Below are 19,063 nucleotides of genomic sequence, written 5' to 3' on the forward strand. Positions count from 1 at the left end.
CACAGCTGGCTTCCCGGGATCGTGGGTTCCATGCGCCGACAACCCATCAGGGCAACGCGGATGCTCTCATCTGCAGGAGCCACCAAGGTCGGCGGTAAGCATTGGCAGCGATGCTCCACGTGGAACAAAAAAAAAGACGCCCGGAGATCCCGGGCGTCCATGTGTTCCACGTGGAACGGCGCAGCTGTCAGAGACGCAACGGCATCACCACATGACGCGACTTCTCGCTGCTCGATTCACGCACCAGCGCCGAGGAGTTGGAGTCGCGCAACTGGATGATCACTTCTTCGTCGCGCAGGGCGGAGAGGGCATCCAGCAGATAGTTCACGTTGAAGCCGATGGCCAGGTCGCTGACCGTGGTGTCGGCCTCGATCTCTTCCTGGGCTTCTTCCTGCTCCGGGTTGTGCGCGCTGATCTTCAGGTTGCCCGGCGAAACTTCCACGCGGATGCCGCGGTACTTCTCGTTGGACAGGATCGCAGCACGCTGCAGCGAGGCACGCAGTGCTTCGCGATCAACCTTCACCTCGCGGTCGGCACCAATCGGAATCACTGCCTCGTAATCCGGGAAGCGACCGTCGATCAGCTTCGAAGTGAAGGTGACATCGTCGCGCTTCACGCGAACGTGGCTACGGCCGACTTCCAGTTCGATCTCGCGATCACCGCTTTCCAGCAGGCGCTGCAACTCGGTCACGCCCTTGCGCGGCACGATGATCTGGCGCTTGGAACCGCTGGGCTTGGCCAGATCGGTTTCGCACAGGGCCAGGCGATGGCCGTCGGTGGCGACGGTGCGCAGCGCATCACCGCGCAGGTCGAACAGCAGGCCGTTGAGGTAATAGCGGACGTCCTGCTGGGCCATCGCGAACGCAGTGCGCTCGATCAGCTCCTTCAGGGTTGCTTCGCCGATCGCGACACGCTCGGTGGCTTCCACTTCGTCCACCGACGGGAAGTCGTTGGAGGGCAGGGTGGCCAGGGTGAAGCGGCTGCGTCCTGCCTGCACGGTGATCTTGTCACCGGTCTGCGAGACGGTGATCCGGCTGCCATCAGGCAGGGCGCGGATGATCTCGAACAGCTTGCGGGCGGGAATGGTGGTTTCGCCGTCCTGGGCATCTTCAACCGCGATCCGCGACACCATCTCCACTTCCAGGTCGGTACCGGTCAGCGACAGCTGGCCGTTCTGCACCTGCACCAGGAAATTGGCCAGAACCGGAAGGGTCTGGCGGCGTTCGACCACGTTGACGACCTGTGCCAACGGCTTGAGAAAGGCTTCGCGCTGCAGTGTGAAACGCATGTGGTTCCGTGCCCCTATGCTTTAAAAAAATGTGGAATAAATCAAAAGCTTGGTGGTGCTGGTAGAGCCAGAATCGCTGGAAAACACAGCTAAGTCTTTGTAAACAAAAGGGTTTCAGGCTTCGAAACCCTCTGCATTACCAGCCCCCAAGGGGTGGGGAAAGCTGTGGATAAATCTTCCGGGAAATCCAACGGCATTTTTATCCACACCCTGTCCCGCGCTTGCTACCGGATTCTGCACCGTTTTATGCGGTGACGCCTCATCGGCGTACGTGCATCATTCGCTCAGCTTCCGGATCAGCTTGTCCCAGTCCTCGCGGAGCTTGCCGTCGGCTTCCATCAGGGTGCGGATCTGCCGGCAGGCATGCAGCACCGTGGTGTGATCGCGACCGGCAAAGGCGTCGCCGATTTCGGGCAGGCTGTGTTCGGTCAGTTCCTTGGTCAGCGCCATGGCAACCTGGCGCGGACGGGCCAGCGACCGGGTCCGACGCTTGGACAGCAGATCCTTGATCTGCAGCCCGTAGTAATCGGCAACGGTTTTCTGGATGTTGGGAATGCTGATCGCCTGCTGCTGGGCGCGCAGCAGGTCGCGCAGGGTTTCCTGGGCGAATTCGGTGGTGATCGCACGGCCGGTGAAATTGGCGCGGGCGGTCAGGGTATTCAGCGCACCCTCGAGGTCGCGCACATTGGAGCGCATCTTCTTGGCAATCAGGAACGCAACGTCATCGGGAATCTCGGCACCACGCTCGCGGGCCTTGGCCAGCACGATCGCAGCGCGGGTCTCGAAGTCCGGCGGCTCGATGGCGACCGACAGGCCCCAGGCAAGCCGCGACTTCAGGCGCGCCTCCAGGCCTTCGACTTCGCGCGGATAGCGGTCGCAGGTCAGGATGATCTGCTGCTTGCCATCGAACAACGCGTTGAAGGTGTGGAAGAACTCTTCCTGGGTGCGATCCTTGCCGGCGAAGAACTGGATGTCATCGATCAGCAGCGCGTCGACCTGCTGGAACTGGCGCTTGAACTGATCCATGGTCTTTTCCTGCAAGGCCCGGATCATCGCGCTGAAGAACTGTTCCGAACGCAGGTACAGCACCTTGGCGGCCGGATTGACCTGACGCATCGCGTTGCCGGCGGCGAACATCAGGTGGGTCTTGCCCAGGCCGGTGCCCCCGTACAGCAGCAGCGGATTGTGCGCGCGGTCGCCCGGCTTCTGCGCCGCCTGGAATGCTGCGGCCAGGCCCAGCTGGTTGCTGCGGCCTTCCACGAAGTTGGCGAAGGTGTAGTGGTTGTCCAGGTTGCCGGCAAAGGGAACCTGCGGCTGCACCGGCGCCTGCGCCGAATGGCTGGAAACCGGCGCGATCTGCGCGTCCACGGGCCGCGGACGCGAGCCGATTTCAAGAAATACGTCGCCGAAACCGGCAAAGTGGGTGACCAGCTCGCGGATCCGCGGCAGGTACAGTTCGCGCACCTGATCGACAATGAAGGCATTCGGTGCATACAGCACCAGGCTGTCAGCGCGCAGATCTGCCTGCAGCGGCTTCAACCAGGTGTGAACATCCTCGGGCGGGAACTCCGCCTCGAGTCGCTCAAGACTACGTGACCAGGCATCCATCAGCAATAATTGTCCGGTGGCCGATGCATAGGCGCGAAAAGGCGCCCAAACACAGGCCTGAAAGGGGGGAAATGGATGGCTCAGCCTACCACCGAGCGCCCGCCTTCGGAATGCTTGTCCCCTACTTATTCACAAAAAGATCCACAGCTATTGCACAGCCCGGTGAATTGGCGTAGCAGACAGGGGTTGACGGGAGGGGGGACACCTCTCTAAAATTTCCGGTTCTTTCCGTCCCATTCATACGAGAGGCCCACATGGCCACCAAGCGCACCTTCCAGCCCAGCAACCTCAAGCGTAAGCGCGACCACGGCTTCCGTGCCCGTATGAAGACCGCTGACGGCCGCAAGATCCTGTCGCGTCGCCGCGCCAAGGGCCGCAAAGTCCTGAGCGCCTGATTGCCATGCCGCATCCAGCGGCAGACGCAATCCATTCGACAGTGAATACTGCAGACCCGCGCAAGCGATTCCCTCGCTCTGCGCGGGTTCGCACGCGTGCCGAATATTCAACGGTCTTCAACGGCGCCCGCCGTGTGTCCGATCCGCTGATGACCCTGCACTGGCTACCGGCTGACCGGCCGGCCAGGCTGGGTCTGGCGGTTTCCCGCAAGGTCGATCCTCACGCCGTTGGGCGTAACCGGATCAAGCGCGTCCTGCGCGACGCCTTGCGTCAGACACGAACCGACATACAGCCAGGCGACTTCGTCGTCGTGGCTCGTACTGCTGCGCGTCATGCCAGCAACGAAGATATCCGCCAGGCCTTCCTGCGCCTGCTGCGGCGCCTGCGCGCATTGCCCGCGCCGGGCGTGGACGGCACAATGCCGCCGCCTGATGGCATTGCCATTTCCTCCGTCACCGAGCCGGCACCGCGTCCCGGCCCCGCTGAGCCTGCCTGCTGATGAACCAGACCCGTGTTTTCCTGATCTTTGCCTGGCTGATGGTGGCCGTGCTGCTGTGGATGGAGTGGAGCCGTGAGAAGTCCGCCCCGACCCCGGCGCCGACGACCAGCTCGGCCCCGGCCGCCGCCCAGAGCGTCCCCGGCGCGTCCCCGGGCAGCATCCCCAGCGCGCAGGTTCCCGGTGTCCCGGGTCAGGCCGCTGCACAGGCCCAGGCCAGCGCCACCCCGTCCGCACAGACCGTGACCATCACCACCGACGTGCTGCGCCTGAAGCTCGATGGCGGCCGCGTACTCGACGCCGAACTGCTGCAGTTCCCGCAGAGCAAGGACGAAGGCAGCCCGCCGGTGCGCCTGCTGACCGAAGATCCCGCGCATCCCTACAGCGCGATCAGCGGCTGGGCCAGCGAAGACAAGAACACCCCGGTGCCGGGTGCCGACGGCTTCAAGCTGGTCGGTGACACCCGCGACTTCGTGCTGGCCAAGGGCCAGAACGAACTGCAGATTCCGTTCGTATGGACCGCCGACAACGGCGTGACCATCAAGCGCACCCTGATCGTGGGCCGCAACGAGTATGCGATCCGCTTCAAGGATGAAGTCAGCAATGCCGGCGTCGCGCCGTGGAACGGCTACGTCTACCGCACCCTGGACCGCAGCCCGACGATCCTGTCGCGGAGCATGACCAACCCGGACTCGTTCAGCTTCAACGGTGCCACCTGGTACGACAACGACAAGAAGTACCAGCGTCGTGCGTTCAAGGATTACCTGGACGATGGCGCGCTGAACCAGAACATCACCGGCGGCTGGCTGGCGATGCTGCAGCACCACTTCTTCACCGCCTGGATCCCGCAGAAGGACCAGACCGCACACTACGTGCTGTCGCAGGTGGCCGGTCGTGACCTGATCGAAGCGCGTGGCCCGGCCTTCACCGTGGCCCCGGGCCAGTCCACCAGCACCGAGGCCCGCCTGTGGGTCGGCCCGAAGCTGGTCAACCTGATCGCCAAGGAAGACGTGCCGGGTCTGGACCGTGTGGTCGACTACAGCCGCTTCTCGATGATGGCGGTGATCGGCCAGGGCCTGTTCTGGGTGCTCAACCAGGTGCACAAGCTGGTGGGCAACTGGGGCTGGGCCATCGTCGGCCTGGTGGTGCTGCTGAAGATCGTGCTGTACCCGCTGTCGGCGACGCAGTACAAGAGTGGCGCCAAGATGCGTCGCTTCCAGCCGCGCATCGCACAGCTGAAGGAACGCTATGGCGATGACCGCCAGAAGTTCCAGACCGCGATGATGGAGCTGTACAAGAAGGAAAAGATCAATCCGATGGGCGGCTGTCTGCCGATCCTCATCCAGATGCCGATCTTCTTCGCCCTGTACTGGGTGCTGGTGGAATCGGTCGAACTGCGCCAGGCGCCCTGGTTCGGCTGGATCCAGGACCTGACCGCCCGTGACCCGTACTTCATCCTGCCGGTGATCAACGTAGCGGTGATGTGGTTCACCCAGAAGCTGACGCCGGCACCGGGCATGGACCCGATGCAGCAGAAGATGATGCAGTTCATGCCGCTGGTGTTCGGCGTCATGATGGCCTTCATGCCGTCCGGCCTGGTGCTGTACTGGGTGGTCAACGGTGGCCTGGGCCTGCTGCAGCAGTGGTGGATGACCAAGCGCCACGGCAGCGATCCGGTGCCGGCCACGGCAGCCACCGCTCCGGCCAAGAAAAAGTAAGGCGCGTCTGCGCCGACGGGTAGAGCCGGCCGCTGGCCGGCTGGCCCAGCAAAGGCCCGCCGCAAGGCGGGCTTTTCGCATGCGGCGTTAGAATCGCCGGCACACCATTCCCCTTTGTTCGAGTCCGCCATGCCGCGTGCGCCGTCGTTCCGCCTGTTTCTGCCCAGCCTGCTGTTGACCCTGCTCGTGGCTGGCTGTGGCGACAACGACGCGCAGGCACCGGCGGCGGTTACCCAGCCGAGCGCACAGGCTGCCGCTGCCGCCGACCCGGCCGCCGCGCCGTTGCTGGGCGCATTGCAGAAGCAGCTCGACGGCTATCGACGGATCATCGTCCTGCTGGCCGATGAGGAACAGCAGTCCGCAGCCGATCGCACCACCTCCACCCGCATCGGCCAGCAGCTGTTCCACGATGGCCTGGAACAGCGCGGCGCCATTGCCACGCAGTTCGACACCCTGCTGCGCGGCACCAGCCCGCAGCGCTTCGCTACCCTGGGCACGGTGCTGGATTACATCGAGTCGGCGCCCGAACTGTTCGATGCCGATCGCCTGGCGTTCCGCGAGGTGCTGCGTGACCTGCACGAACGCATCGGCGCCGATTCCTCGTTGCCGGCGGTGAAGCTGCACCAGCGCATCGGTGAAGACCTGGAGGCGCTGGACGAGATCGAGCGCAACTACAACCAGGAACTGACCCGCATCTTCAGCCGCTTCGAGCGCACCCGTGCCATCGAACTGAAGCGCGAGAAGTGGGACGACTACATCGCGCACCTGCACAAGGACTACAGCCGCGAAGCGATCCTGCGCGACTACGGCGTGATCGAGCCGTACCCGATGTCGATGAAGGACAGCGACCGCGAGATCTTCGGCCGCGACCTGCCGCCGAAGACGGTGGTGCTGACCTTCGACGATGGCCCGCACAAGGCCTATACCGATGAAGTGGTGGCCATCCTCAAGCGCTACGACGTACCGGGCGTGTTCTTCGAGGTCGGTCGCAACCTGGGCAAGGTCGACACCGACGGCAAGGTCAGTCTCGGGCCGATGGCGAAGATCAGCCGCAACCTGATGGAAGAGGGCTACGCCGTCGGCAACCACAGCCTGACCCATGCGCAGCTGTCGCGCACCACCGGCGATGCGCTGCGCCAGCAGGTGCTGGACACCGACACCCTGCTGAAGGACGTGGACAGCAAGCGCGCGCCGCTGTTCCGCTTCCCGTATGGCGCACGCAACGCCGAAGGCCTGCAGCTGCTCAACGAGGCGGGCCTGAAGTCGATCATGTGGAACATCGATTCGATGGACTGGGCCGACCCGGTGCCTGAATCGATCGTGCAGCGCGTGCTCGACCAGGTGAACAAGGAGCAGCGCGGCATCATCCTGTTCCACGATATCCACGACCGCGCGGTGAAGGCACTGCCGCAGATCCTGGACCGGCTGATCGCCGACGGCTACCAGTTCGCCGGCTGGAATGGCCGCGACTTCAGCGTCGCCCGACCGCGCAAGGGCAGCGACCGCGATGCCACCGTCACCACCGGCTATGAAAAATCGTGGGCGATCGTGGTCGGCATCGACAACTACGCCAAGTGGCCGAAGCTGGAATACGCCAGCCACGATGCCCAGGCCGTGGCCGATACGCTGACCGGGCAGTTCGGCTTCCCCTCCTCGCAGGTGATCGTGCTGAAGAACGAGCAGGCCACCCGCAACAACATCCTGGCCGCCTTCCACGACCGGCTGTCCGACGACCGCACCGGCAGGAATGATCGCGTGTTCGTGTTCTTCGCCGGCCACGGTGCTACCCGTCAGCTGGCATCCGGGCGCGACCTCGGCTACATCATTCCGGTTGATTCGGACCCGAAGGAATTCGCCACCGATGCCATCGCGATGACCGACATCCAGAACATCGCCGAGAGCATGCAGGCCAAGCATGTGATGTTCGTGATGGACGCCTGCTACAGCGGCCTTGGCCTGACCCGCGGCGGCCCGTCGTCGTCGTCGTTCCTGCGCGAGAACGCACGTCGCAGCGCGCGGCAGATGCTGACCGCCGGCGGTGCCGACCAGCAGGTGGCCGATGCCGGCCCGAACGGCCACTCGGTGTTCACTTGGGTGCTGCTGCAGGCATTGGCTGGCAAGGGCGATCTCAATGGCGATGGCCTGATTACCGGTACCGAGCTGGCCGCCTATGTGGCGCCGGCGGTGTCGGCGGTCTCGCAGCAGACGCCGGCCTTCGGCAGCCTGCCCGGCTCGCAGGGGGGCGAGTTCGTGTTCCAGGTGCCGGACAGCCAGGAATACCTCAACGCCGATACGCGCCAGCTGACTGCCGATGCGATCGCCCTGAACAACAAGGTCGACGCTGCCCAGGACGCCAAGAACAGCGAAGCGCCAGTGACCGTGGCCGACCTGCAGGGCGGCAAGGCCAAGCTGGTGGTGCCGACGGCCGGACCGGCCTCGGACCGCCAGCGCTCGCAGCAGGCCAACGACCGTGGCCTGCAGCTGTACCGCGAGAAGCGCTACGACGAAGCCGCCGTGCAGTTCGCCGAGGCACTGAAGCTGCGCCCGGATTTTGCCCAGGCGGCCAACAATCTCGGCTTCGTCTACTACCGCCAGCAACGCTACGCCGAAGCGGCGCGTTGGCTGGAGAACACGCTGAAGATCGATCCGTCGCGCGCGGTGGCCCATCTCAACCTGGGCGATGCCTACTTCCACGTTGGCGACAAGGCCAAGGCGAAGCAGGCCTACACCACCTACCTGGCACTGCAGCCGCAGGGCAGTGGTGCGGCGCAGGCGCGCGCGCAGCTGGAGAAACTCTGAGCGATGAACGATATGAAGCGCACCGAGACCATCGTGGCCATTGCCAGCGCGCCCGGCGCGGGCGGCGTGGGCCTGCTGCGCCTGTCAGGCCCGCGTGCCGCAGCCATTGCCAACGCACTCGGCGCACCGACGTTGCGCCCGCGCCACGCGCACTACGCGCGCCTGCGCGATGCAGACGGTGAGGTGATCGACGATGGCATTGTGTTGTGGTTCCCGGCGCCGAACAGCTTCACCGGCGAAGAAGTGGTGGAACTGCAGGGTCATGGCAGCCCGGTACTGCTGCAGCAGCTGGTCGCACGCTGCATCGCATTGGGGGCGCGGCAGGCGCGGCCCGGCGAGTTCAGTGAGCGCGCGTTTCTCAACGGCAAGCTCGACCTGGCACAGGCCGAAGCCATCGCCGATCTGATCGCGGCCGGGGACAACCGCGCGGCGCGCGCGGCACGACGTTCACTGGACGGCGTGTTCTCGCGCCGCATCGAGGCGGTGGTCGAACAGCTGGTGCTGCTGCGCATCCATGTGGAAGCAGCCATCGATTTCGCCGACGAACCGCTGGACACACTCGGCGGTGCACAGGTGCGGCGTGGCCTGGAACAGGCGCGCAGCGATCTGGCCCTGCTGCGTCGCGACGCAGAGCGTGGCCGTCGTCTGCGCGACGGCCTGCATGCGGTGCTGATCGGCCCACCGAATGCCGGCAAGAGTTCGCTGTTGAACGCGCTGGCCGGTAGCGAGCGTGCCATCGTCACCGACATCGCCGGCACGACCCGTGACACGCTGCGCGAGACCATCCGCCTGGATGGGCTGGAACTGACCCTGGTCGATACCGCCGGCCTGCGCGACGGTGGCGATGCCATCGAACGCGAAGGCATGCGTCGCGCGCGCGCGGAGATCGAGCGCACCGACCTGGCGTTGATCGTGCTGGATGCACGCGATCCGGCAGCCGGCGAAGCCGCGATCGGCGAAGCGGTACTGGCGGTGCCGCACAAGGTCTACATCCACAACAAGTCGGATCTGCTGGATGCGATGCCGGTGCGGGACGACCCGGACCGCGTGTTCGTCTCCGCTGCCACCGGCGCGGGGCTGGACGAGCTGCATGCGCGCCTGCGTTCGATTGCTTCGGCCGGGGCAGGGGAGCAGGTGGAGGGCGAATTCTCCGCACGCACCCGCCACGTCGATGCGATCGAACGCGCACAGGAACACGCGCAGCAGGCGGATGGCGAGCTGGTGCACGAGCACCTGGAGCTGGCGGCCGAGGAGCTGCGTCTGGCGCACGACGCGCTGGGCGAAATCACCGGGCAGATGAGTGCCGATGACCTGCTGGGTCGGATTTTCTCCAGCTTCTGCATCGGCAAGTAGGCCTTGGTAGTGCCGGCCGCTGGCCGGCAATCCAGGGAAATCAGCTCCCCCAACCTGTCACATTCCCGCCGCATACTGACGCCCATCACAAACCGCTTGGGGGAGTCGCAGTGAAGTCGTGGGGTCGTGCGTTGCTGTTGTCGCTGGCCGTGGCACCATCGGTGGCCATGAGTGCTGAATCCTCCCCTCCGGCCGCGCCCAAGGCGTCGGTCTACGGCCACCGCGGTGCAAGCGCGCTGCTGCCCGAGCACACGCTGGCGGCCTATGCGCAGGCCATCGCCGACGGTGCCGATTACATCGAACCGGACCTGGTGATGACCAAGGACGGGGTGATGGTGGCCCGCCATGAGAACGAGATCGGTGGCACCACCGATGTGGCCGAGCACGAGGAATTCGCCAAGCGGAAGACCCGCAAGGTCATCGACGGGCAGACGGTCGAAGGCTGGTTCACCGAAGACTTCACCCTGGCCGAGCTGAAGACGCTGTACGCCCGCGAGCGCCTGCCGGAGTTCCGCAGCACCGCCTACGACGGCCAGTTCCGCATTGCCAGTCTGGACGAGATCCTGGCGTTCCTGGTCCAGCAGGCCGGTCGTGCCAACCGTGGCATCGGCCTGGTGCCGGAGATCAAGCACCCGACCTACTTCCAGTCGATCGGCCTGCCGATGGAAGACACGCTGCTGGCCGCGCTGCGCGGCAACGCCTATACCAACGTCGGCCCGGTCACCATCCAGTCGTTCGAGACGGCCAACCTGCGCTACCTGCGCGGCAAGATCCCGCGTGGCAGCAACATCCGCCTGTTGCAGCTGCTGTGGAAGGGCGATACCCAGCCGGCCGACATCGCCAAGGCCGGCGGCGCGCTGACCTATGCGCAGATGATGACCCCGGCGGGGCTGAAGGACATCGCGGCCTATGCCGACGGCATCGGCCCGGAGCTGCGCTCGATCATCCCGCTGGATGCCAACGGTGCGCTGGGCACGCCGACGTCGCTGGTGCGCGATGCGCACGCGGTGGGCCTGATGGTGATTCCGTACACCTTCCGCCCGGAGAACCATTTCCAGGCCAGCAACCTGCGCAAGGGCGCGGACAATGCGCGCAACGCGGAGGGGTCGATCGCGGAGATGCGTGCCTACCTGGCGACCGGCATCGATGCCTTCTTCACCGATGACCCGGCATTGGGCCGGCAGGCGGTGGATGGAACGGGCGCGGCGGCGAACGCGGCGAACTGACCGGCGTCAATGCCGCCGGGCATGGCCCGGCGCTACCAGAGGCATCCAGAAGCGGTAGCGCCGGGCCATGCCCGGCGTATCCACCCGATCAACCGCGCGGGTCTTCCGGCCGGCGGAACGGGATCACCACATAGTCCTGCCCTTCGCGCGGCTGCCACAGCACCGGCACGCGCTGCGGTGACGGCGGCTCGAGTTCGTCATCGGCCAGCGGCTCGACCTCGTCTTCCTCGTCCTCCCAGCTGTAACGTGGGCGCGGCGGCAGCGGGTCGGCGTTGCGGAACAGCAGTGCGGCGATGATGCCGGCGAAGGCTCCGCCCATGTGCGACTGCCAGGACACACCGTCGGCATGCGGCAGCACGGTCATCAACATGCCGCCGTAGAACAGCATGCCGATCAGCCCGGTGGCGATCGCCGCGCGGTCGCGGCGCAGCAGGCCAAGGCTGGCCAGCAGGAACATCAGGCCGTGGGTGACGCCACTGGCGCCGAGATGGAAGCTGCCGGGGTTGCCGAGCATCCACGCACCGATGCCCGAGCCCAGCCACAGCAGGGGCAGGGCACGCAGCGTGGCTTTGGGATAGACGCTGCCGGCCAGGGTGCCGAGGATCAGGATGGCGAAGCTGTTGGCGGCGATGTGTTCGACCGAGCCGTGCAGCAGCGGTCCGCCGATCAGGCCGAGCAGGCCCTTGGCTTCCAACGGTGCGACCGCCCAGGGCCGCCAGTCGAAATGGTCCTGCAGGGCGAACACGGCCACCAGCACCAGCACGGCGGCCAGGCTGGCATTGAAGGCGCGCAGGATGCGCGTGCGGTCGTTGCGGGCGGCCGGCGCGTCGCCGGCGGGCAGGGGCGCGTTCGTGTTCATACCCTCAGCAATGGCGGTGGCCGGCGCGAAACCAAGGCCACCGCTGCGGGAGAGTGGCTGCGACCGGCGGGACAATCCACCGGCCGCAGCGTTCAATCGGCCAGGATCAGGCGCCGCCTTCCTTCGGCGGGTTCTTCAGGCTCAGCACCACCGTGGCGGCGATGATCACCGCGACCACGCCCAGCGAGATCGGGGTCGGGATCTTGAACAGGTCGATGATCATCATCTTGATGCCGATGAAGGCCAGCACCAGGGCCAGGCCGTACGGCAGCAGGTGGAAGCGGTCGGCCATGCCGGCCAGCAGGAAGAACATCGCACGCAGGCCGAGCACCGCGAACACGTTGGAGGTCAGCACGATGAACGGGTCGGTGGTGATCGCGAAGATCGCCGGGATGCTGTCCACTGCGAAGATCACGTCGGTCACCGCGATCAGGATCAGCACCGCGAACAGCGGGGTGAACCAGCGCACGCCGTCGCGCTTGACGCTCATCGCGTTGCCTTCGTAGTCCGGCAGCAGGCGCAGGTGCTTGCGCATCCAGCGCAGGGCCGGGTTGGCTTCCAGGTCAGGCTCCTGGCCCGCGGCGAACCACATCTTCCAGCCGGTGAAGAGCAGGAAGGCGCCGAATACATAGAGCAGCCAGTGGAACTGGGTGATCAGCACGCTACCGGCGAAGATCATGATCGTACGCAGCACGATCGCACCCAGGATGCCGATGATCAGCACCTTCTGGCGCTGTTCCTCCGGCACCGCGAAGTAGCTCATGATCATCAGGAAGACAAAGATGTTGTCCACCGCCAGCGCCTTCTCGACCAGATAGCCGGTCAGGAACTCCAGGCCGACCTTGTTGGCCACGACCTGGCCGGCGGTCTCGTTCAGGTAGAACCAGAGGCCGCCGTTGAAGGCCAGCGCCAGCGCGACCCAGCCGATGGACCACCACAGGGCTTCCTTGAAAGTGACCTTGTGCGGGCCACCGTGGCGCATCAATACGAGGTCGACCAGCAGGGCGATGACCACCACCGCTGCGAAGCCGCCCCACAACCACAAATTACCGATCGTCTGCATGGGTTTGTCCGTTGGGAAATGAAAAATGCCTCAAGCCGGACGGCGAGGATCTGCAACGGAGGATCGGGAGGGGATCCAGGGACAGAGCTTCGCCAGTACGGCGAAGGTCTCGCTCGCAGTTCCGATGGGCCGGAACTGCCGTTGCACCGGAGCCTGCGGGCTCGAATTGACGGCGACAACGTTTGGGAGCTACTCCCCTTCTGCCGCCGATTCTGCGGCCTGGCCGGGCCGGCGTCAAATGCCGGGCCTTCACCGGATTTCCGGCGCCCCATGCCCCCCGGCTACAATAGGTGGATGAATACCCCCCTTCCCGTTGTCCGCCTCAAGAACGCGTGGCGTTCCAGCCACCCGTGGATCTTCCAGAAACTGGTCGAGAAGCCGACCGTCCGGCCCAAGCCCGGCTCCCTCGTCGATGTCGTCGGCGTGGATGGCGAGTTCATCGGCCGTGGCTTCTACAACGGGCATTCGCGTATTGCCGTACGCATCCTCGAAACCGACCCGCAGATCCCGCTGGATGCCGGCTGGTTCTCGCGCAAGATCGCCCAGGCGGTGTCGCTGCGTCGTGAGGTGCTCAAGCTCGATGCGGTGTCCGACGCCTGGCGCGTGGTGCACAGCGAGGGCGATGGCCTGTCCGGCCTGGTGGTCGACCGCTACGGCGACCTGGTGGTGGTGGAGTTCTTCGCCGCCGGCATGTTCCGCCACCGCGAATGGATCTACGACGCCCTGCGTGAACAGTTCCCGGGTTGCCGCTTCCACAGCTTCGCCGACGAACACGTGCAGAAGCAGGAAAGCTTCGATTTCCACGGCAACACCACCACCGAAGCGTCGGTGATCACCGAGTACGGCATCAAGTTCCGCGCCGACCCGGCCGGTGCGCACAAGACCGGTTTCTTCGCCGACCAGCGCGAGAACCGTGAGTGGCTGAGCCAGCAGGTGGAAGGCAAGAGCGTGCTCGACCTGTGCTGCAACACCGGCGGTTTCGCCGTGTACGCGGCCGCGCGCGGTGCATCGGAAGTGGTCGGCATCGACATCGATGAGGACGTCATCCAGATCGCCAAGGGCAATTCACGTCTGAACAACGTGCGCCCGAAGTTCGTCCAGTCCGACATCTTCCCGTGGCTGCGCGATGCGGCCAACCGCGGTGAGCAGTACGACGTGGTGATCCTGGACCCGGCGAAGATGACCCGCGACCGCGACCAGGTGATCACCGCGCTGAAGAAGTACCTGGACATGAACAAGCTGGCGCTGGGCGTGGTCAAGCCCGGTGGCCTGTTCGCCACGTTCTCCTGCACCGGCCTGGTGGCCGAGGACCAGTTCCTGGACATGCTGCGTCGTGCGGCGTACTTCTCCGGCCGCACCATCCAGATCCTGAAGGTGGCCGGCGCCGGCCCGGACCATCCGTTCATGGCCCACGTGCAGGAATCGCGTTACCTGAAGGCCGTGTTCTGCCGCGTGGTGGACTGACCTGCGGGGTGTGGAGCCGGGCGATGCCCGGCTCCCCCACACAGCGCCGAAGACTGCCCCCGCGCGCCAGCCTCAGGGCTGCGCGGGTGGCGGCGCAGGAACCGGCTGCAGCTGCTGCAGCAACCCGTTGATCACTTCGGACCTGCGCCGCAGATGGTGGCCGAGCACGATCGCCACCGCACCCAATGCAAGCAGCGCCGGAACCGCGAGCAGCGCGAGCACCCAGCCGACGTCGAACAGAAGCCAGCCCAGCAGACGCTGCTGATGCCATCGCTGCGACCGTTCAGAGCGGGGCAGCCCTGCTGCCTTCTCGAAGCGGGACTGCATTGCCGGCGATACCGGAACACCGATGTCTTCGCCATTGGCCAACGCACGGGCAGTGGCGACCACGGCCGACGAGGCGATGCCGTAGGGAAGCTCCTGCTGTGCACGCAGATAGGCCTGCCACTCGGGGCTGAAGCCGCTGAAGTCTGGACCGGCGATCAGCGCGTCCAGCTGGCGATGGTCGAGGCGATCGCCCTGGCCCATGGCGGGTGCGGTGATGCCCATGCTTCCCCAGGCACCGCACAGCAGCATCGAACCCAGCGCGAATGACCAGGCGAAGCGGCGAAGGCGATGGCGGCTGAGCAGGTCGCGCACGCCGAAGAACATCCACACCAGCAGCAAGGGGGTCATGACCAGCAGGATGAGCAATTGCCTGCCCGTGTCCTTCGATCCATAGCCGGCCGGCACCTGTGCCCACGACGGGGGGCCCAGCTCGGTGCCGGTAAATGCCAGCGCCATGCAGGACAGCGCCGTTGCCGCCAGCGGAAGGCAGGCCAGGCCGAAGACCCGCAGCAGCGAGGCCCGCCGGTAGAACGCGCGCAGGCCCGGAACAGCCTCCACCCGCGCCTGCAGATCCGGCGGGATCTGCAGCGGATCGCGTACCGGCGCGCTCATGCCGGCACCGCCGATGTGCGCAGCAACTGCTGCAGGGCCTGTTTCAGCTGGTCCTGTGCCTGGGCCGCGCTGGCGATCATCTGCGGGCTGGCGTTGTCGCTGTTGTGAAGCGCCTGGATGGTCTGGCGCCAGATCGGCAGCAGGATCTGCACCGTCTCGCTGTAACGGTCCAGCAGGTCGATGGCATGGCTGCGTGCCTGCTGCACCTGCATCCGGCTCATCGAGTGGCTGGCCAGCAGCGCGGTCAGGTTGGCTACGCGGCGTTGCAGCCGCTCGACCGGACGGTCGAGCACCGGCGCGCCATCGTCGCTGTCCACGGCCGCTGGCAGCTCCTGCAGGAACTGCACGCCTGCATCGATGTACACCTGCAGTCGCACCCCCTGCACGTCATGCTCGAGCAGCTGCGCATCCAGTCGATCGACGCTGGCACGCACGGCGATGGCTTCGCGCTCGATCCTGGCCAGGACATTGCCGTTGCTGCCCATGGCAATGCGACGGCGCAGGCGTTCTTCGATATCGGCACCGGTGAACCGCTCCCACCATCCCGCGCGCTGCAGCAGCGCATTGGGATCGTGTTCGGACAGCCGGCTGACCAGTTCGGCAAGCGCCTGGGCCAGTGCGTTGGCGCTGCCATCCTGCCAGGCCGGCTCGGCGCTGGCGCTGGCCAGGTCGGCCGGGCCATAGCGGCCGATGTCGGTACGACCGGCAAACAACGTTGGCAGCACATCACGCTTGAGCTGCTCGACGGTGACCGTGTTGGCGGGGACAGGCGCCTGGCCCTGCACGGGCAGCGCCGGAGGCTGGGAGTTCGACATCGATGCTTCCATTCCATGGTCGACGCAGCACGCGGTGCTGCACGCTGACTTATCGGCTGCCGGCGAGTGTAATGGAGCTGGCGGGTCAATACGGCACTACCGGCGTTGGCCGTCGCGGCGCTATGGTCGTGTCCTTCCCATTGCCGGTGGATGCCCATGCCGTCGTTGCGTCGTCTGTCCCTGCTGCTCGCCCTGGCGCTGAGTGCGCCGCTGTCCGCCCATGCCATCGACTTCAGCGCGCAGGAGCTGGCCCGTGCCAAGGCACTGCAGCAGCGCCTGCTGACCCTGGACAGCCATCTGGATACGCCGGCCAACTTCGGCCGCGACGGCTTCGACATCGAGCAGCGGCACGACCGCAACGCGCTCTCGCAGGTGGACTACCCGCGCATGGTCGAAGGTGCGCTTGATGGCGGCTTCTGGGCGATCTATACCGACCAGGGCGACCGCACGGCCGCCGCGCATCTGGCCGAGCGCGACCACGGCCTGCAGCGGTTGCTGGAGATCCGGCAGATGCTGGCCGCCAATCCGGAGCACTTCGCATTGGCGCTGACCGCCGATGACGCGGCGCGGATCAAGGCCGCCGGCAAGCGCGTGGTCTACATCAGCATGGAGAACGCCAGTCCGCTGGTGGCCGACCCCAGCCTGCTGTCGTTCTATCACCGTGCGGGTCTGCGCCTGCTCAGCACCGTGCACTTCGCCAACAACGAGTTCGCCGATTCGGCCACCGATCCCAAGGGCGCTGAATGGAAGGGCCTGAGCCCGGCTGGCAAGGACCTGGTGCGCGAGGCGGTGAAGCTGGGCATCGTCATCGACCAGTCGCACGCCTCCGATGCCGTGTTCGACGACCTGCTGGCGATGATGCCGGTGCCGTTCGTGCTGTCGCACAGCTCGGCCAAGGCGGTTTACGACCACCCACGCAATCTTGATGACGCGCGCCTGCGCAAGCTGGCCAAGGCTGGTGGAGTGATCCAGGTGAACGCGTATGGCGGCTACCTGATCGACACTGCCAAGTCGCCCGAGCGCAAGCAGGCCGAAGAAGCCCTGAGCAAGCAGCTGGGTGGCTGGGAAGGCATGACCATCGAACAGGGCGTGGCGCTGCAGAAGGCCGAGCAGGCACTGGACCACGAACACCCGGTGCGCCACGCCAGCCTGGACGACTTCTTCGCCCATTTCGAGCACATCCTGAAGGTGGTCGGCCCCGAGCACGTCGGCATCGGTCTGGACTGGGATGGCGGTGGTGGCCTGAGCGACCTGCCCGATGTCAGCCAGCTGCCGAAGATCACCGCGTGGCTGCTGCGCAAGGGGTACAGCGAACAACAGATCGCCGCCATCTGGGGCGGCAACCTGCTGCGGGTGATGCGCCAGGCGCAGGACTACGCGGCAAAGCAGGGCGGTTAGCCGCCCTGCGGTAGTGCCGGCCGCTGGCCGGCAACTGCATGCAGCCAATTGATGCGAAGGTTGCCGGCCAGCGGCCGGCACGACCCAAAGACCGCCGGGCATGGCCCGGCGCTGCCTTTACCGGCCGATCAGCGCGTTGCGACGGCTGTAGGCGAAGTACAGCACCAGGCCGACGACGTTCCACGCCAGGAAGTACAGCTGGGTGGTGTGCGGCAGGCTGATGAACAGGTAGATGCAGCCCAGTGCCGCCAGCGGGCCGACAATGAAGGCCAACGGCGTGCGGAAGGTGCGCTCGCGGTTCGGCTCACGCACGCGCAGCACCACCAGGCAGATGCCAACGGCGGTGAACGCGGCCAGGGTACCGGCATTGGCCAGTGCGGCGATCTCGTCCAGGCGTGCAACGCCGGCCAGTGCCGACACCACCAGGGCGGTGAACAGCGTGGTCGCCACCGGCGTGCCGGTACGTGCGTTGACCTTGGACAGGCCACGCGGCAGCAGTCCATCGCGGCTCATGACGAAGAAGATGCGGCTCTGGCCGTACAGGAAGGCCAGCAGCACGGTCGGCAGGGCGATGATCGCGATCACGCCGATCAGCATCGCGGCGGTGGGCTGGCCCAGCTGGCGCATGATCAATGCCAGCGGCTCGGCACTCTGGCCGAACACGGTGTAGCTCATCGCACCGATCGCGGCCAGCGCCACCAGCACGTACACGATGGTGCAGCCGACCATCGAGCCGATGATGCCGATGGACAGGTCGCGCCCGGGGTTCTTGGTTTCTTCGGCGGCGGTGGAAATCGCGTCGAAGCCGTAGAACGCGAAGAAGATGATCGCCGCTGCCGCCATCACGCCGCGTTCGACGCCATCCGGGCCCAGCGTCTTGGCGAATCCGTAGGGCATGAACGGCTGCAGGTTGTTGGCGTCGAACGCCGGCAGGGCCACCGCCACGAAGATCGCCAGCGCGATCAGCTTGAACACGACCAGGATCGCGTTGAGGGTGGCGCTTTCCTTGGTACCGGCCATCAGCATCAGGGCCACCAGCCAGGTGATGACGATGGCGGGCAGGTTGATCATGCCGCCATCGACGTGCGGGCCTGCCGCGAGCATCGCCGGCAGGCGCAGGTCCCAGCCGAACTGGGTATGTACCCATTCCAGGAAGCCGACGAAATAGCCGGACCAGCCGACCGCCACGGTACTCACCACCAGCGAGTACTCCAGGATCAGGCTCCAGCCCACCACCCAGGCAAACACTTCGCCCAGGGCACTGTAGCTGTAGGTATAGGCGCTGCCGGCGGCAGGCATCATCGTGGACAGCTCTGCGTAGGCCAATGCCGCGCAGGCACACACCGCGCCGGCGATGGCGAAGGAGATCAGCACGGCCGGGCCAGCGCGGTCGGCACCCACGCCGATCAGGGTGTAGATGCCGGTGCCGACGATGGCGCCGATGCCCAGCGCGATCAGGTGCGGCCAGCTGAGGGTCGGGACCAGACGCCGGCCGGCTTCATGGACGGTGACGGAATCTAGGGACTTGCGCCGGAGCAGGGACATGCAGGCCTCGGAAGGGGTGACTGAGAACGACAAGTCCCCGAGTGTGACCGAACGCAGCGCAGCATTGCCACTGACGGGGGTCATGGCCGACACAGC

At 65.9% G+C, this 19,063-nt stretch carries 15 protein-coding genes; 8 read left to right on the forward strand and 7 right to left on the reverse strand.

Annotated features, from left to right (window positions below):
• Nucleotides 1-187 precede the first annotated feature (187 nt).
• Nucleotides 188-1,288 carry a DNA polymerase III subunit beta gene (gene dnaN, locus M2299_RS13630; RefSeq protein WP_005411731.1) on the reverse strand — a complete coding sequence of 367 codons (1,101 nt, stop codon included), beginning with the start codon at nucleotides 1,286-1,288 and terminating at the stop codon, nucleotides 188-190.
• A gap of 276 nt (nucleotides 1,289-1,564) precedes the next feature.
• Nucleotides 1,565-2,896 (reverse strand): chromosomal replication initiator protein DnaA, encoded by a 1,332-nt coding sequence (gene dnaA, locus M2299_RS13635; protein WP_099786347.1) that lies wholly within the window; start codon nucleotides 2,894-2,896, stop codon nucleotides 1,565-1,567.
• Nucleotides 2,897-3,150: 254 nt separating this feature from the next.
• Between dnaA and rpmH the strand changes: the two genes are divergently transcribed.
• From rpmH to M2299_RS13665, 6 genes are all read left to right on the forward strand, one after another.
• A complete protein-coding gene (gene rpmH, locus M2299_RS13640; RefSeq protein ID WP_006404565.1) occupies nucleotides 3,151-3,291 on the forward strand; it encodes a 50S ribosomal protein L34 in 141 nt (46 codons plus the stop codon).
• 5 nt (nucleotides 3,292-3,296) lie between these two features.
• Entirely contained in the window at nucleotides 3,297-3,791 is a 495-nt protein-coding gene (rnpA, locus tag M2299_RS13645; protein ID WP_025875580.1) for a ribonuclease P protein component, read from the forward strand.
• Nucleotides 3,791-5,506, forward strand: a complete 1,716-nt coding sequence (gene yidC, locus M2299_RS13650; protein WP_223487071.1) for a membrane protein insertase YidC — start codon at nucleotides 3,791-3,793, stop codon at nucleotides 5,504-5,506. The genes rnpA and yidC overlap by 1 nt, the downstream gene beginning before the upstream one ends.
• A 129-nt stretch (nucleotides 5,507-5,635) precedes the next feature.
• Nucleotides 5,636-8,305 (forward strand): polysaccharide deacetylase family protein, encoded by a 2,670-nt coding sequence (locus M2299_RS13655; protein WP_223487069.1) that lies wholly within the window; start codon nucleotides 5,636-5,638, stop codon nucleotides 8,303-8,305.
• Nucleotides 8,306-8,308: 3 nt separating this feature from the next.
• Complete coding sequence (gene mnmE, locus M2299_RS13660) at nucleotides 8,309-9,658, forward strand: tRNA uridine-5-carboxymethylaminomethyl(34) synthesis GTPase MnmE (RefSeq protein WP_099786348.1); 1,350 nt, start codon at nucleotides 8,309-8,311, stop codon at nucleotides 9,656-9,658.
• A gap of 110 nt (nucleotides 9,659-9,768) precedes the next feature.
• Nucleotides 9,769-10,884 (forward strand): glycerophosphodiester phosphodiesterase, encoded by a 1,116-nt coding sequence (locus tag M2299_RS13665; protein ID WP_100437204.1) that lies wholly within the window; start codon nucleotides 9,769-9,771, stop codon nucleotides 10,882-10,884.
• An 88-nt stretch (nucleotides 10,885-10,972) separates the two neighbouring features.
• Here the strand turns inward: M2299_RS13665 and M2299_RS13670 are convergent, their stop codons facing one another.
• Nucleotides 10,973-11,743, reverse strand: coding sequence for a rhomboid family intramembrane serine protease (locus M2299_RS13670; protein WP_025875594.1), 771 nt, complete (start codon nucleotides 11,741-11,743; stop codon nucleotides 10,973-10,975).
• A gap of 106 nt (nucleotides 11,744-11,849) precedes the next feature.
• On the reverse strand, nucleotides 11,850-12,806 hold the full coding sequence (locus M2299_RS13675) for a TerC family protein (RefSeq protein WP_025875596.1): 957 nt from the start codon (nucleotides 12,804-12,806) through the stop codon (nucleotides 11,850-11,852).
• A gap of 294 nt (nucleotides 12,807-13,100) precedes the next feature.
• On the opposite strand from M2299_RS13675, the gene M2299_RS13680 reads away from it, so the two are divergent.
• Nucleotides 13,101-14,270: a class I SAM-dependent rRNA methyltransferase gene (locus M2299_RS13680; protein ID WP_025875598.1), complete on the forward strand. Its 1,170-nt coding sequence runs from the start codon at nucleotides 13,101-13,103 to the stop codon at nucleotides 14,268-14,270.
• 72 nt (nucleotides 14,271-14,342) lie between these two features.
• Here the strand turns inward: M2299_RS13680 and M2299_RS13685 are convergent, their stop codons facing one another.
• Nucleotides 14,343-15,209, reverse strand: a complete 867-nt coding sequence (locus M2299_RS13685) for a hypothetical protein (RefSeq protein ID WP_280884537.1) — start codon at nucleotides 15,207-15,209, stop codon at nucleotides 14,343-14,345.
• A complete protein-coding gene (locus M2299_RS13690; RefSeq protein WP_280884538.1) occupies nucleotides 15,206-16,024 on the reverse strand; it encodes a protein klaA in 819 nt (272 codons plus the stop codon). Before M2299_RS13690 ends, M2299_RS13685 begins: the two co-directional genes overlap by 4 nt.
• Nucleotides 16,025-16,180: 156 nt before the next feature.
• Between M2299_RS13690 and M2299_RS13695 the strand changes: the two genes are divergently transcribed.
• Nucleotides 16,181-17,422: a dipeptidase gene (locus M2299_RS13695; RefSeq protein WP_280884539.1), complete on the forward strand. Its 1,242-nt coding sequence runs from the start codon at nucleotides 16,181-16,183 to the stop codon at nucleotides 17,420-17,422.
• Nucleotides 17,423-17,539: 117 nt separating this feature from the next.
• Here the strand turns inward: M2299_RS13695 and M2299_RS13700 are convergent, their stop codons facing one another.
• Nucleotides 17,540-18,967 carry an amino acid permease gene (locus M2299_RS13700; RefSeq protein WP_032978503.1) on the reverse strand — a complete coding sequence of 476 codons (1,428 nt, stop codon included), beginning with the start codon at nucleotides 18,965-18,967 and terminating at the stop codon, nucleotides 17,540-17,542.
• Between the last annotated feature and the right edge of the window lie 96 nt (nucleotides 18,968-19,063).

The sequence above is a fragment of the Stenotrophomonas sp. 1278 genome (assembly GCF_029892765.1).
Taxonomy (GTDB): Bacteria; Pseudomonadota; Gammaproteobacteria; order Xanthomonadales; family Xanthomonadaceae; genus Stenotrophomonas; species Stenotrophomonas indicatrix.